At 64.4% G+C, this 14,609-nt stretch carries 15 protein-coding genes; all 15 read left to right on the forward strand.

The genetic code is table 11. The features are described from left to right. Positions 1-17 precede the first annotated feature (17 nt). Positions 18-1,463 (forward strand): D-alanyl-D-alanine carboxypeptidase/D-alanyl-D-alanine-endopeptidase, encoded by a 1,446-nt coding sequence (gene dacB, locus J3D46_RS05210; protein ID WP_253465500.1) that lies wholly within the window; start codon positions 18-20, stop codon positions 1,461-1,463. Positions 1,464-1,524: 61 nt separating this feature from the next. Continuing rightward, complete coding sequence (locus J3D46_RS05215) at positions 1,525-2,646, forward strand: zinc-dependent metalloprotease (protein WP_231341186.1); 1,122 nt, start codon at positions 1,525-1,527, stop codon at positions 2,644-2,646. 116 nt (positions 2,647-2,762) lie between these two features. Then, a complete protein-coding gene (gene tilS / locus J3D46_RS05220; RefSeq protein WP_253469153.1) occupies positions 2,763-3,833 on the forward strand; it encodes a tRNA lysidine(34) synthetase TilS in 1,071 nt (356 codons plus the stop codon). Between the two features lie 31 nt (positions 3,834-3,864). Next, on the forward strand, positions 3,865-4,416 hold the full coding sequence (hpt, locus tag J3D46_RS05225) for a hypoxanthine phosphoribosyltransferase (protein ID WP_026540856.1): 552 nt from the start codon (positions 3,865-3,867) through the stop codon (positions 4,414-4,416). 196 nt (positions 4,417-4,612) lie between these two features. Next, positions 4,613-5,431 (forward strand): hypothetical protein, encoded by an 819-nt coding sequence (locus tag J3D46_RS05230; RefSeq protein ID WP_253465502.1) that lies wholly within the window; start codon positions 4,613-4,615, stop codon positions 5,429-5,431. A gap of 197 nt (positions 5,432-5,628) precedes the next feature. Further along, positions 5,629-7,698, forward strand: a complete 2,070-nt coding sequence (ftsH, locus tag J3D46_RS05235) for an ATP-dependent zinc metalloprotease FtsH (RefSeq protein WP_231341154.1) — start codon at positions 5,629-5,631, stop codon at positions 7,696-7,698. Between the two features lie 10 nt (positions 7,699-7,708). Continuing rightward, positions 7,709-8,341 carry a GTP cyclohydrolase I FolE gene (gene folE / locus J3D46_RS05240; protein WP_253465505.1) on the forward strand — a complete coding sequence of 211 codons (633 nt, stop codon included), beginning with the start codon at positions 7,709-7,711 and terminating at the stop codon, positions 8,339-8,341. 5 nt (positions 8,342-8,346) lie between these two features. Further along, on the forward strand, positions 8,347-9,252 hold the full coding sequence (gene folP, locus J3D46_RS05245) for a dihydropteroate synthase (RefSeq protein WP_253465508.1): 906 nt from the start codon (positions 8,347-8,349) through the stop codon (positions 9,250-9,252). Positions 9,253-9,264: 12 nt separating this feature from the next. After that, the gene (folB, locus tag J3D46_RS05250; RefSeq protein WP_253465511.1) at positions 9,265-9,624 is read left to right on the forward strand and encodes a dihydroneopterin aldolase; all 360 of its coding nucleotides are present in this window, start codon (positions 9,265-9,267) and stop codon (positions 9,622-9,624) included. After that, positions 9,621-10,166, forward strand: coding sequence for a 2-amino-4-hydroxy-6-hydroxymethyldihydropteridine diphosphokinase (folK, locus tag J3D46_RS05255; protein ID WP_253465514.1), 546 nt, complete (start codon positions 9,621-9,623; stop codon positions 10,164-10,166). The genes folB and folK overlap by 4 nt, the downstream gene beginning before the upstream one ends. Then, positions 10,163-10,684 carry a DUF3180 domain-containing protein gene (locus tag J3D46_RS05260; protein ID WP_231341150.1) on the forward strand — a complete coding sequence of 174 codons (522 nt, stop codon included), beginning with the start codon at positions 10,163-10,165 and terminating at the stop codon, positions 10,682-10,684. Before folK ends, J3D46_RS05260 begins: the two co-directional genes overlap by 4 nt. Further along, the gene (locus J3D46_RS05265; protein ID WP_231341149.1) at positions 10,665-11,177 is read left to right on the forward strand and encodes a PH domain-containing protein; all 513 of its coding nucleotides are present in this window, start codon (positions 10,665-10,667) and stop codon (positions 11,175-11,177) included. The genes J3D46_RS05260 and J3D46_RS05265 overlap by 20 nt, the downstream gene beginning before the upstream one ends. Positions 11,178-11,197: 20 nt before the next feature. Further along, complete coding sequence (locus J3D46_RS05270; RefSeq protein WP_253465517.1) at positions 11,198-12,775, forward strand: PH domain-containing protein; 1,578 nt, start codon at positions 11,198-11,200, stop codon at positions 12,773-12,775. Next, positions 12,768-13,676 carry a Rossmann-like and DUF2520 domain-containing protein gene (locus J3D46_RS05275; protein ID WP_231341147.1) on the forward strand — a complete coding sequence of 303 codons (909 nt, stop codon included), beginning with the start codon at positions 12,768-12,770 and terminating at the stop codon, positions 13,674-13,676. Before J3D46_RS05270 ends, J3D46_RS05275 begins: the two co-directional genes overlap by 8 nt. A 5-nt stretch (positions 13,677-13,681) precedes the next feature. Next, positions 13,682-14,584 (forward strand): pantoate--beta-alanine ligase, encoded by a 903-nt coding sequence (gene panC, locus J3D46_RS05280; protein WP_231341146.1) that lies wholly within the window; start codon positions 13,682-13,684, stop codon positions 14,582-14,584. Positions 14,585-14,609 lie beyond the last annotated feature (25 nt).

Below are 14,609 nucleotides of genomic sequence, written 5' to 3' on the forward strand. Positions count from 1 at the left end.
CAGGACCAAGCAACTGCATGAAGGGCGTTAAAAACGGGGGTGCCCGCTGGGTATCTTCGGCGTGGGGGCGCTTGAAATGGCCGGTGCTGTTGGCCACGGTCCTGCTGTGCCTCGGTGCGGTGGCGGTGGTTGGCATGGTGCCGGGCCTGCTCGCCGCGCCCAAGCCGTCACCTTCGGTCCCATCATGGCAGCAGGAGCCTGACCGCCTGGCCGACGCCAGCGGTGTGCTTCCCTTGAACGCTGACGCCCCTGTTCCGGTGCCCGCTGAAGTTGCCCGCTTGCTGGACGCCACGCTGAAACCCGCTGGCGGCGGCAGCATCAGCGGTGTGGTGATGGACGCCTCCACCGGCCAGGTCCTTTTCGACCGCGACGCCGACGCCAACCGGATTCCGGCCTCCAACATGAAGTTGCTGACCGCCGTCGCTGCTTTGAAGGCGCTCGGTCCGGAATCCCGCTTCACCACGCGCGTGCTCGCCGGTGAGGATCCCTCAACAGTGGTGCTGACCGGGGGAGGGGACGTCCTGCTGGGTGCCTCCGCGTCCGATCCGTCTGCAGTCATGGGCCGCGCCGGCTTGGCTTCCCTGGCCGCCGATACCGCCGCTGCCTTGGCTGAAGCCGGAGTCAAGGGCCCTGTTACTGTCCAGATGGACGACTCCCTCTTCACCGGTGCGCCCCTCAACCCGGCCTGGAGCCTGGATGACGTGGCCGCCGGCGAGACCGCTCCGTTGTTCTCCCTTGCGTTGAACTCGGGGCGCTACTCGGCCGATGTCCTGACGGGGCCGAGGCCCCAGGATTCCACCGCCACTACGGCCCAGGCCTTCGCCGAGCAGTTGGCGGCGGCCGGCGTGGCGGTAAGTCCCGGCGTCGAACGCGGCAAAGGCATCCCCGCCAAGGTGCTGGCGGCCGCGGAATCGGCCACAGTCAGCGAGCAGGTGGACCTCATGCTTGAGTCCTCGGACAACTTCCTGGCCGAGGCATTGGGACGGATGACTGCCTTGGCCTCCGGTCAAAAGGCCACGTACGACGGCGCCACCGCAGCCGTGCGGCAACGGCTGGGGGAGTTGGGGATCACCACGGATTCGATGCAGTTGGCCGATGTTTCCGGGCTTGCCTTGGAAAACCAGGTCAGCGCCCGCCAGTTTGCCGAGGTCGTCCGAGCCATCACCAGCGGACCGGACCTGGCGCTTCGGACGGCGCTCGATGGCTTCCCGGTAGCCGGGCTGACCGGCACCTTGGATGACAGGTACGTGGACGCCAGCACCGCCGAGGGAGCCGGACTGGTCCGGGCCAAGACCGGAACGCTGAATACGGTGATCGCATTGAGTGGCTACGTTGTGGACGCCGACGGACGGCTGTTGGTGTTCTCCTTCATCGGCAACGGCCTTGAACCCGGTGCGGCCGCAAACAAGGTGGCAATGGACCGTTCAGCGTCGGTGCTGGCATCATGCGGATGCCAGGGCTAGGTGCTCCGCGTGGAGCGAACTTAAGAGCCCACTGTCAGTCTGGTGTGGTGTGATGGTCCGTATGGTGTCATCTGCCCGCGATTCGTCAGCAGGGGCCCCGTCCCTGATCAATTGGGACCTGGCCGCCTCTACGGCTGCCCGGCTTGCCCCTCCCGGTCCGGAGCTTAGTGCCGGGGAGATCGGCAAGGCGGTGGAGAACCTGCGCTTCAACGCGGATATCTCCGTCCCGCACGTCCACGACATCACCGGCCTGGACGCTGCCCGGGACCTGCGGGATTCGCACGTCCTGGTGGTGGACCGTGCCTCGTGGTCCAAGGCAAATACGCAGAGCTTCTCGGTGATGCTCCAACCCGCGCTGAAGAAGATGCTGGAGAGCCGCAGCGGCGTGGCCATGACCCCTGCCGCGGCCGCCGCCAGCGGTGCCATCACGGGGACGCAGCTCGGCGCTGTTCTCGCGTTCCTTTCCAGCAAAGTCCTTGGCCAGTACGACCCCTTTGCTGCCCTGGCCCCAGACTCCAACGTTCCACCGGGCGGCAGGCTGCTGCTCGTGGCCCCCAACATCATGTCCGTGGAGCGCGAACTCAACGTCCACCCGGACGACTTCCGCCTCTGGGTCTGCCTGCACGAGCAAACGCACCGGGTGCAGTTCGCCGCCGCGCCATGGCTCAGGCACCACATGCTGGATGAAATCGAGAAGCTCAGCGGCAACCTCCTGGGCAATATGGATTCCTTGGTGGAACGCGCCGGCGCGGTGGCCAAGTCCCTGCGCGACCGCAACCCCTCCGAGAAAGCCCCAGGCCGCGGCGCCATCCTGGATCTCCTGCAGAACCCCGAAGAAAAGGCATCGCTGTCCCACATCACAGCGGTCATGAGCCTCCTTGAGGGCCACGCCAACGTGGTCATGGACGCCGTGGATGCCAGCATCGTCCCTTCGGTAAGGACCATCCGCCAGCGCTTCAACGAGCGCGGCAAGGACCGCGGCGTGGTGGAGAAGTTCATCCGCAACCTCCTGGGCCTCGATGCCAAGATGCGCCAGTACACCGATGGCGCCAAATTCGTGCGCGAAGTGGTTGCCGTAGCGGGCATGGAGGGCTTCAACAAGGTTTGGGAGGCCGCCGAATACCTCCCCACCGAAGAAGAGATCCACAACTCCAAGCTGTGGCTTGAGCGGATGGGGCTTTGAGCGTTCCCTCGGGTTCCGCTGCCGGGTCCGGCGTCGGTTCCGCTGCCGGTCCCGACGGTAAGGGTCGACGGCGGCCCGGGCGTTTGGCTCCTGTCGTAGGCAAGGCGCGGAAGCAGTTGCAGAACGCATTGGCCGCCGCGGGCTACCCGCAGCGTGTGCTTGTCGCCTGCAGTGGAGGGCCGGATTCCTTGGCGCTCGCAGCCATTGCAGCTTACTTTGGCAGGCGCGGGCACGTTGATGGACATCCAGTAACCGTTGCCGCCGTGGTGGTGGATCACCAGCTGCAGCCCGGCTCCGCGGAGGTCGCAGCCAGGACTGCCGCCGTTCTGCGTGAGCTGGGACTGTCGCCGGTGCAAGTGCGCGCCGTGGAGGTTGCGGCCACAGGGTTTGGCCCCGAAGCCGCTGCAAGGGACGCCCGCCATTCCGCGTTGGAGTCCGCTGCAGATGACCTCGACTGTGAGGCGATCCTGCTGGGACACACGTTGGACGATCAGGCCGAACAGGTCCTCCTCGGCCTGGCCCGCGGCTCCGGAACACGGTCCTTGGCTGGAATGAGGCCTGCCCGCGGACGCCTGCTCCGCCCTTTCCTGGGCCTGCGCCGCGACGAGACCCACGAAATCTGCGAGGTTGAGGAACTGGATCCTTGGCACGACCCGAGTAACGCCGATCCTGCTTTCGCGAGATCCCGGACCCGTGTGGAAGTCATGCCCGTCCTGGAAGAAAAGCTCGGCCCGGGTGTCGCTGAATCCCTCGCCCGGACCGCCGCAATCCTGCAGCAGGACGCCGATTTCCTTGAGGACTTGGCCAACGAGACCTATCTCTCACTTGTCCAGCGGGAAGACGGCGATGCGTGGCTTCCTGAAGATGCCGTCCGTGAGTTGCCCGCAGCGCTCAGGTTTCGCGTGATCGCCAAGGCAGCGGCCGACGTCGGGGGTCAACAACCCGGCTACGGCCGCCTCCAAGCCGCGGAAGCGTTGCTCCGGCGCCAGGGTTCGGCGGGACCCGTGGAGCTTCCCGGTCACGTCAGTGTGTACCGTTTGTCCCTCAGCGATTTGGAGCAGGAACGGGCTGCTCTCACGCATGCTTCGACCACCGGTGCGGCGGGTGACCCTGCCGACGCCGGTCCCCGCGAAGCCGCGCGCTGTGGGAAGCTAGTATTCCGGCATCAGAAACCGTCCCAACAGTAGCCGCACCCGAGCATCAAAACAGGAGCCATTGGTGGATTCAAACGACGTCCAGGCAGATCTCAAGCACGTTCTTTACACCAAAGAGCAGATCCAAACGCGTATCGCAGAACTCGCGGCGCAGATCGACAAGGACTACGAGGGCCGCGATATCTTGGTCGTCGGCGTCCTCAAGGGCGCCGTCATGGTCATGGCGGACCTTGCCCGTGCGCTGCACAGCCACGTGAGCATGGACTGGATGGCCGTCTCGTCCTATGGCTCGGGTACCCAGTCCTCCGGCGTTGTCCGGATCCTCAAGGACCTCGATACCGACCTCATGGGCAAAGACGTGCTCATTGTTGAGGACATCATCGATTCCGGGCTGACCCTTTCCTGGCTTAAGTCCAACCTCGAGTCCCGCGGCACGGCCAGCGTCGAGATCTGCACGGCCTTCCGCAAGCCGACCGCTGCCAAGGTGGAAATCGACGTCAAGTACGTCGGCTATGACATCCCCAACGAATTCGTGGTTGGCTATGGCCTCGACTACGCCGAGAAGTACCGCAACCTGGACTTCGTGGGCACCCTTGCCCCGCACGTCTACGAGTAAGCGCCCTTCTTAACTCCACGCCGCCGCGCCCTTTTCCGCCGTTCGCGCCCGTAACCTCAGGTGCGTGTGGCGGGTGTGGGTGCGGCGTTTGTGTATAACGCGGTGTTGGTGCTTAAGGGGTGCGATGGGCGGTCGTGGGTGCAGATATCGGGCCCTGAACCTGCCGCCGCGCCAAACCCTCGCGCTAAACTGGACCATGACCGGTGCTCCTGCCCGTCTTCTGGCGTGGCTCGCCGTTATGGCGACCCTTCTCACGGCCTGCACTCCTGCGGTCGATCCCACTGAGCCCGGTTCCGGTCAACCAATGGCGTCCGCATCTGCTGCGCCAGCGACGGGTGACCTTGAAGCGGTTCCGTCCCCGAACGCCACGCATGCTCCCGTGCCACCGCAGCCCGCACCTCTGCCCGCTGTGCGTCAGGCTTTCGCCCTGAACCTCTACCAAGACGGGGACTTCGTCCCCCAGTACACCTTTGACTGGTGTGTGGCCGCGAGCATCCAAATGGCACACAACCTCATCGATGACACCGGAGGCGGAACCTGGGCATCCTCCGCACAGCAAAGCGAGCTGTGGGAGATGGCCCGTGCGCGGTCATCGAATTCATTCAACGGTGCCAACCCCCGGGGCTGGGCGCAGGTGCTGACCGAGGTTGGAATGGGCCCATACGCGGTAGTCAGCGTCGCAAACTACGAGGACACGCTGCAGACGGCGGCGCGTGCCATCGCCGAGACCGGCCGGCCGGTGGGGTTGGTTATGTGGAGCGGACGACATGCCTGGGTCATGAGCGGCTTTGAATCCGTGGGTGATCCCGCCCAGTTCCAGGAGTTCCAGGTAACGGGGGTTCGCGTTCTGGATCCGCTCTATCCTCACGGCAGCGGGCAGTGGGGTCCCTCGCCGGAGCCCAACAGCCTGCTTACTCCCGAGCAGTTGGCCACGCAGTTCGTGGTCCGTGAGCCCCGGCGTTGGAGCACGGACCTGCCCACCGGTTACTTGCTGGTGCTCCCGGTCGCGGCCTGACGCACCGCAAGAGCAATAAACCCTGTTCCAGCGCTCCCGACGCGAGTATCCTGTGTACGCCCAGAGGGAACTTTTGGACTTTCCGATGCGTGAATTACTGGGAACGGTGTATAGCTTGAAACTGAAGCAGCACCACTCGCGCGCAGAAGTTGCGCCTTGCAGCACTACCAGGAGGGACGGGGCAAAACCCCGATCAGATGAAAGCTAAGAGTTTCTTCAAGGGCCCGGGCATCTGGATTGTTGTCGTCGTTGGCTTGCTCCTGGTGGCATTCGCAACACTGGCTCCGGGCGGTTCAACGCGCATTGACACCAAGGATGGCCTCGAACTCCTTTCCCAGAGCGGGAAGGTTGAGCAGGCCAAGATTTTCGACGCCGAGAATCGCGTTGACCTGGTGCTCAAGGACAACCTGAACCTGGACGGCCAGGACAAAGGCAAGAACGTTCAGTTCTTCTACGTCACGGACCGCGGTCCGGATGTAGTTAAGGCTGTCACCAACGCCAACCCGGACAAGGGCTTCACTGACCAGCCGGTCGAGAACAACTGGTTCTCCGGCCTGTTCTCGCTGCTTATCCCGGTACTGCTCCTCGGTGTCCTGTTCTGGTTCCTGCTTTCCCGCATGCAGGGCGGCGGTTCCAAGGTGATGCAGTTCGGCAAGTCCAAGGCCAAGCTGGTCAACAAGGACATGCCGCAGGTGACCTTCTCCGATGTCGCCGGTGCGGACGAAGCTGTGGAAGAGCTCCAGGAAATCAAGGAATTCCTCCAGGAACCCGCAAAGTTCCAGGCCGTCGGTGCCAAGATCCCCAAGGGCGTGCTGCTTTACGGCCCTCCAGGTACCGGTAAGACGCTGCTTGCCCGTGCTGTTGCCGGTGAAGCCGGCGTCCCCTTCTTCTCCATCTCCGGCTCGGACTTCGTTGAAATGTTCGTCGGTGTTGGTGCTTCCCGTGTCCGCGACCTTTTCGAACAGGCCAAGGCAAGTTCCCCGGCCATCATTTTCGTGGATGAAATCGACGCCGTGGGCCGTCACCGTGGCGCCGGCATCGGCGGCGGTAATGACGAGCGCGAGCAGACTTTGAACCAGCTCCTCGTGGAGATGGACGGCTTCGACGTCAAGACCAACGTCATCCTGATCGCCGCAACCAACCGCCCGGACGTCCTGGATCCCGCCCTGCTGCGCCCGGGACGTTTCGACCGCCAGATCACCGTGGAAGCCCCGGACATGATCGGCCGCGAACAGATCCTGAACGTCCACGCCAAAGGCAAGCCGATGGCCCAGGGCATCGACCTCAAGGCCGTGGCCAAGAAGACGCCAGGTTACACGGGTGCCGACCTGGCAAACGTCCTGAACGAAGCCGCGCTGCTGACCGCTCGTTCCAACGCCAACCTCATTGACGACCGTGCTCTGGACGAGGCAATCGACCGTGTCATGGCCGGCCCGCAGAAGCGCAGCCGTGTCATGAAGGAACTTGAGCGCAAAATCACCGCGTACCACGAAGGCGGCCACGCATTGGTTGCCGCTGCCCTACGCAACTCGGCACCGGTCACCAAGATCACCATCCTGCCCCGCGGCCGTGCCCTCGGCTACACCATGGTGATTCCCGAGGACGACAAGTACTCGGTCACCCGCAACGAACTGCTGGACCAGATGGCCTACGCCATGGGCGGCCGCGTGGCGGAGGAAATCGTGTTCCACGACCCCTCCACCGGCGCTTCCAATGACATCGAGAAGGCCACCTCCACGGCCCGCAAGATGGTCACGCAGTACGGCATGAGCGAACGCGTCGGCGCTGTGAAGCTGGGCCAGGGTGGCGGCGAGCCGTTCCTCGGCCGCGACGCCGCGCAGGAGCGCAACTTCTCTGACCAGATTGCTTACGTCGTGGACGAGGAAGTACGCCGCCTGATCGATCAGGCACATGACGAGGCCTACGCCATCCTTACGGAAAACCGCGACGTCCTGGATCGACTGGCGCTGGAACTGCTGGAACGGGAAACCCTGAACCAGGCCGAGATCGCCGAGATTTTCCATGACATCCGGAAGCGCGATTTCCGCGAGATCTGGCTGTCCAAGGAATCGCGTCCGGTCCAGTCGATTCCGCCTGTGGAGAGCCGCGCCGAAAAGGCTGAGCGCCAGGCCCAGGAAGAGGCCAAGAAGGCCCGTTTGGACGAGCCGCTGGACGTCGTAGCCCCGCATGCCCAAGGAGTAAGCAGCCAGGATTCGTTCCAGGCCCCGCGACCTGACGGCGGCAACGACCACCCGCATCACGGCTAAGCTATCTGCCGTGACTCATTTCGACGACGACGACCTCGCCGCCGCCCACGGTTCCGCCGCGGGCTCCAAGCACGGCCATAAAGTGGATCGCCCGCGTATTGAAGCGGCCGTCCGTGAGATCCTCCTGGCTATCGGTGAGGACCCTGACCGTGGCGGCCTCCTGGACACGCCCAAGCGCGTGGCCAAGGCCTACGCCGAGGTTTTTGCGGGACTTCACCAGCACCCGGCAGACGTCCTGTCCACTACGTTCGACCTCGACCATGAAGAGCTTGTCCTCGTGAAGGACATCCCCTTCTACTCAACGTGCGAACACCATTTGGTGCCGTTCCACGGCGTCGCGCATGTCGGTTACATTCCGTCACATGACGGCAAGGTGACCGGGCTCAGCAAGCTGGCCAGGTTGGTGGATATCTATGCGCGGCGGCCCCAGGTGCAGGAACGCCTCACCACCCAGATCGTGGAGGCGCTCGTGAAGCACCTCAACCCGCGTGGGGCGATTGTCGTCGTCGAATGTGAACACATGTGTATGTCCATGCGTGGCATCCGCAAGCCCGGCGCGAAGACCGTCACCAGTGCGGTGCGCGGTCAACTCCATGACCCGGCCACCCGCGCCGAGGCCATGAGCCTCATACTCGGAAGGTAAGCATTATGGACTCCCTCGCTGCAGCACCCGGAACCGGCCCGGCCACAAGCCCGCTGCCGGTTCTCCGCAAGCCGCGGCCCGCGGCCAGGTTCGAGGACCTGCCAACGGACCGCACGCTGGTCATGGGAATCCTCAACGTCACCCCGGATTCCTTCAGCGACGGCGGCACCCACCGTACGCCGGACACAGCAATCGCGCTTGGCCTGCGTATGTTCTACGCCGGCGCGGACATCATCGACGTCGGAGGCGAATCCACGCGCTCAGGTGCCGAACCGGTTTCCCCCGAGGAAGAACAGCGCCGGGTCATTCCGGTGATCCAGGCACTGGTCAAAGCCGGTGCGCTGGTCAGCATCGACACTATGCACACGTCCACAGCCGCCGCAGCGGTAGAGACCGGGGCAGCCATCATCAACGATGTGTCCGGCCTGACCATCGAGCCGGACATGCCCGAGCTCGTAGCCCGCACCAAGGTCCCGTACATCCTCACGCACCGCCGCGGGGACGCCCTGACCATGGACAGCCTCACGGACTACACGAATGTCACTGAGGACGTCGTGGCTGAGCTCAGCGGAGTCCGCGACAAGCTCTACGCAGCGGGCGTGGCTCCTGAGCAGATCATCATCGATCCCGGCGTGGGGTTCTCCAAGAACGAGGACCAGAACTGGGAGATCCTCAAGAACCTGGACCAGCTCTTCACGCTGGGCCACAAGGTGATGGTGGCTGCTTCCCGCAAGAGGTTCCTCGGCTCGCTCCTGACCGTGTCCGGGAAGTCGGCCGCGCCTTTGGAACGCGATGCCGCTACTGCAGCCATCACCGCTTTGAGCGCCACCAAGGGCGCCTGGGCTGTTCGCGTCCACGACGTCGGACCCAGCCTTGACGCCGTCAAGGTCGCCGCCCGTATCGCCCGCTGATAGGAAAACGCTGTGGACAGGATCACGCTGACCGGCGTCACCGCCGTCGGTTATCACGGAGTGTTCGATTTCGAGCGCCGTGACGGCCAGCCTTTTGTGGTGGACGCCGTGCTGCACACGGATTTCACCAAGGCTGCCGAGACCGATGACCTGCAGTACACAGCGCATTACGGCGAAGTCGCTGAACTGATCACCAAGCACATCGAGGGTGAGCCCTTGAACCTCATCGAGGCCCTGGCTGTCAGGATTGCCGAGGGCATCCTGGCGAACTACGGCGTTGCCGCCGTCGATGTCACCATCCACAAGCCCAAGGCTCCTATCGAGGTACCGTTCGGCGACGTCACGGTCAGCGTCCACCGGGAGCGATCATGACGTCCGGCTATACCAAAGCCATCCTGGCGCTTGGCAGCAACCTGGGCGAACGCAACGACACACTTTCCACGGCCGTGGCCGCCCTGGTGGACCCTCCCGAGGTTCGGCTCCTGGGCGTCTCGCCTGTGGTGCAAACGAAGGCAGTCGGCGGTCCGGAAGGACAGCCGGACTTCCTGAACATGGTCATGGCCATCGAAACCACGTTGTCGCCGTTGGAGCTCTTGAAGCATTGCCACGAGGTTGAACAGCAACACCACCGCACCCGTGAGGTGCGCTGGGGGCCCAGGACTCTGGACGTTGACGTTATTGTGTTTGGCGACACCGTCAGTGACGATCCCATCCTCACCATTCCGCACCCCCGGGCTGCTGAGCGGGCTTTTGTGCTTTACCCGTGGTCCCTGCTGGAACCGCACGCGCAGTTGAACGGGCAGAGCGTTGCCGATCTGGCTGCCGTCGCCGCTGATATGCCGGACATCCGGCGTTTCGACGGCTACGGCGACGTCGCCGGAGTGCCCGCGACAGGGGCAGTGGAGCAACCATGAAAGCAATGCGCCCCGTGGTTCTGGTGCTCATCGCAGTCATCGCTGCCATCATCGGTTGGTTGGCCACTGCCACCACCAACCGCTTCAGTATGCCGACGCCTGTTTTGCCGGTGTCTGCGCTGGTGACCATGGGCGTCATCGTCGGGCTCACACTCGTCATGGGCGTGCGCGTCCTGCGCTGGCGCAATGGCAAGAAGAAGAACATGCTCAACCCCATCCTGGCGGCAAGGACCCTGATCCTGGCCCAGGCCTGCGCCTACGCAGGGACACTGCTCCTTGGCTGGCATGCCGGAATCTCGGTTGACCTCCTCCGCATCGGCAGCTTGCGGAGCGGCGAAGGAATCCTGTGGAACGCCCTGCTGATGGGCGGCGGTGGCGTGGTGATGGTGGTCGTCGGGCTCGTGGTTGAGCGCTTCTGCCGTATCCCACCCGAAGATCTTGAAGGTGGCACCGCCGGACCGGAAACCCGCCGCGGCGAAACTAAAGGTGAAGGCGAATATGCGTACCGAGGCGATTGATCCTCCCGGCGTTCAGTGGCTGCGGGTTTCCCCGAAATACGTCACGGTCCGCTTGGTGGAGTGGGCAATCGGCAACGTCTTGATGCTGGTGGTCCTGAGTTTGCCGCTCATTTTCGTGCTTCTGGGTTGGTGGCGTTGGCCGCCGTTGTGGCTTGCCATCACCGTTCCCGCAGTGATGTTCGTCCTTGCACTATGGCGGCTGGTGCTGATCCCGCGGCAGGTACGCGCCATCGGATACGCAGAACGCGACGACGACCTCCTCATCCGCCGCGGCATCTTCTTCCAGCGCACCATGGTGGTTCCGTACGGCCGCATGCAGTACGTGGACGTTGCCGTTGGGCCCGTAGAACGTGGCCTGGGACTTTGCACCTTGAAACTGCACACGGCGTCCGCCGGAACCAACGCGCACCTCCCAGGACTTCCCGCCGAGGAAGGCGCACGGTTGCGCGAACAACTGTCGGCCCGTGGAGAAGCCAGGCTGGCCGGGCTGTGAGCCCGGCGGATAGTGCTGCGGTGAGCCTGCCGGACAAACCCGAAGCATCGGTGGACAGCGAATGGAAGCGTGTCCATCCAGCGACACCGTTCGTTCGCGGCTGGGTGGCGCTTGCCGCCGTCGGATTCTTCTTTGGCCGCGACGCTTTCGAGCGGATGCTGCAGGGCCGGGATTTCCTGGACGCAAACCTCAACGGCAGGGTGCTGTGGCTTTTGGCCGGCGGTGCCGTGGTGCTGCTTCTGACCGTCGGCGGGTTCATCCTCAGCTGGTACTTCACGCGCTACCAAGTTGCTGAGGGGTATGTCCGCGTCAACACCGGATTCCTGTTCAAGCAGCAACGGCAGGCACGTTTGGACCGCGTTCAGGCCATCGACATTGTGCAGCCGCTGTTGGCCCGGATTTTCGGGCTTGCTGAACTCAAGTTTGAAGTGGCCGACGCCGGAGAGTCGGCAGTGCGGTTGGCTTACCTTCCGCTCGGCCAAGCCAAGCAGCTGCGGGCCACCATCCTGGCGCGGGCGGCCGGGGTGGTCAGCGAGTCCGGGACGACAGAAGATATTCCAGAGGCTCCGGAGCATGTGGTGCTGTCCGTGCCCCCGGCGCGGCTCATCGGTTCGCTGCTGCTGAGCGAGCAAACCATCGGAATTCTGATCGGTGCTGCAGTAGTTGTCGCCACCTCCGTCATCTTCGAAAACAATGCGATCTTCCTGGCCCTGATCCCCGGCATCCTGGGTATTGGCGCCGCTTATTGGAGTTCGTTCAACAAGGGCTACAACTTCACCGCTGCCATCTCCCCGGATGGCATCCGCCTTCGCTATGGCCTTCTGGATACCCAGGCCCAGACGGTGCCGCCGGGACGTATCCAGGCCCTCATGGTCACCCAGCCGCCCCTGTGGAGGATCTTCGGTTGGTACCGGATGCACGTCAATGTCGCAGGCTACGGTGTTTCTGCGAGCTCTGAGGGTGCTGCCCGCACCATGCTTCTTCCCGTTGGGTTGAAATCGGATGTCATGCGGATGATGTCATTGGTACTGCCCGATCCGGGAACTGAGGATCCGGAGCGGGTATTCACGGCGGGGCTGGACGGGTTGGCGCCGGCCGGGCCTGAATCCGCCCCGGACGATGGCTTCATCACCACTCCCCGCCGCGCACGGCTGCTGGCGCCGCTTGGCCGGAGGCGCAACGGATTCTTCGCCACCCGCACTGCTTTGCTGATCCGATCAGGCCGGTGGTGGCACACGCTGGTCCTCGTTCCGCACCAGCGGACGCAATCCATGGCCCTCCACCAGGGTCCGTTGGCCAGGCGTTTCGGCGTGGCTGATCTGGTCCTCCACACCACGGCCGGACCGGTTTCGCCCCGGGTGTTCCAAGCGGGAGTGGAGCAGGCAGTGGAGCTCTTCGACCAGCAGGCAGCCCGTGCCCGGGAAGCAAGGAAGAGGCAAACCAGCGAGCAATGGCTGGCACAGGTAGCCCCGCAGGCTCCGGAACCCGCGGCCGGGGCCAGCCCGGAAGAAGCAACTCCGGCGGTAGGACCAACCCCGCCGGAACGGCCGGAACAACCCCAAACTTCACCACAACAGGAGGACCGCCACGATGGCTAGGCCAGGACGACTCGGAGTCGGGATCATCGGCGCCGGCAAGGTGGGTGCCGTGCTGGGTGCCGCATTGCGTGCGGCCGAGCACGCCGTCGTCGGGGTTTCTGCTGTGTCCGAGGCCAGCCGTGAGCGGGCCGGGACCCTGCTGCCCGGTGTTCCCATCCTTGAAATCCAGGACATCGTGGAGCGCTCGGAATTGGTGCTGTTGGCAGTTCCCGACGACGCCCTTGGCGAGCTCGTTGCGGGACTAGCCAAGCTGGGAGCCTGGCAGCCCGGCCAATTGGTGGCGCATACGTCAGGCCGGTTCGGCGTCGGAATCCTCAATCCGGTCCGCGCGGCTGGGGCGATCCCGCTGGCACTGCACCCGGCCATGACCTTCACCGGCATGAGCCTGGACCTGACCCGGCTCATGGACTGCACGTTCGGGGTCACAGCCGATGCTGCGATGCTGCCGATCGCCCAAGCGTTGGTGGTGGAGATGGGCGCCGAACCGGTGGCTATTGCCGAAGCCGACCGCACGCTTTATCACGCTTCCCTCGCGCACAGCTCGAACCACATGGTGACCTTGGTGGCGCAGGCGTCGCAGATGCTGCGGGAGATCGGCGTCGAAACCCCGGAGTCCATGCTCGGTCCGCTGCTGCGCGCAACGCTTGAAAACGCCCTCGCCTCCGGCGAATCGGCGTTGACGGGTCCCGTGGCGCGCGGGGATGTAGGCACCGTTTCTGCCCACGCCCAGGCGCTGGCGGAATACGACGGCGGTGCGGGCGGCGATGTCCTCGCGGCCTACCGGGCCATGGCGCAGGCAACTGCCCGCCGGGCGGTAAACCGCGGACTGCTGCGCCCGGAACAACTGAACGAGATTGACGAGGCTTTGGGCGCCGAGCCCAAGGCGCCGGAAGGAAACTGAACAGCATGGCCATCAAACTCGTGACCACTGCGGCGGACCTGCGCGCCGAAAGCGCCCGGCTCCTGGCCATGAAAGGCGGACACTCCCAAGGCTTGGTGCCCACCATGGGCGCGCTGCACTCGGGCCACGCCGCACTGGCCCGGACTGCCGTGGCCGGGAACGACGTCGTTGTGGCCACCATCTTCGTGAACCCGCTGCAGTTCGGCGATGCTGTGGACCTCGACCGCTACCCACGCACGCTCGACGCGGACATGGCCTTGCTTGATGCCGAAGGCGTCGACCTGGTTTTCGCCCCGTCCGTGGAAGAGGTATATCCCGGCGGCCAGCCCTTGGTGCGGGTGACATCCGGCGCGCTTGGCGAGAAGTGGGAAGGCGCCTCGCGCCCTGGCCACTTCGATGGCGCCCTCACCGTAGTGGCCAAGCTGTTGCACTACGGACTCCCCGGAGGTGCTGCAGCGGACGGCACGACCGCAACCTACCGTGCTTACTTCGGCCAGAAAGATGCGCAGCAGTTGGCCTTGGTGAAGCGGATGGTCTCGGACCTGAACTTCCCCGTGGAGATTGTTCCAGTGACCACCGTCCGCAGTGAGGACGGCCTGGCACTCTCGAGCCGCAACCGCTTCCTTTCCGATGAGGAACGCGAAGCGGCGTTGGTGCTGTCGCGGGCTTTGCGCCTTATTGAGTCCCGCGCAAACGCGAACGAACCGCTCGACCTTGATTCCGCCGTCGCGCTTGTCGAATCCCAGCCGCTGGTGGAGCTGGACTATTTCGACGTCGTGGATCCCGCCACGCTGGAGCCGCTGGCGGAGAACTGCAAGGAGACGCCGTTCCGGGGCGAAGGGCTGGCGATCATCGCGGCCAAGGTGGGGCCGGTGCGCCTCATCGACAACGTTCCGTTGTTCTCCTAACGTTTGGAATTTTTCTGCTGACGGG

It is taken from the genome of Paenarthrobacter sp. A20, assembly GCF_024168825.1.
Classification (GTDB): Bacteria; Actinomycetota; Actinomycetes; order Actinomycetales; family Micrococcaceae; genus Arthrobacter.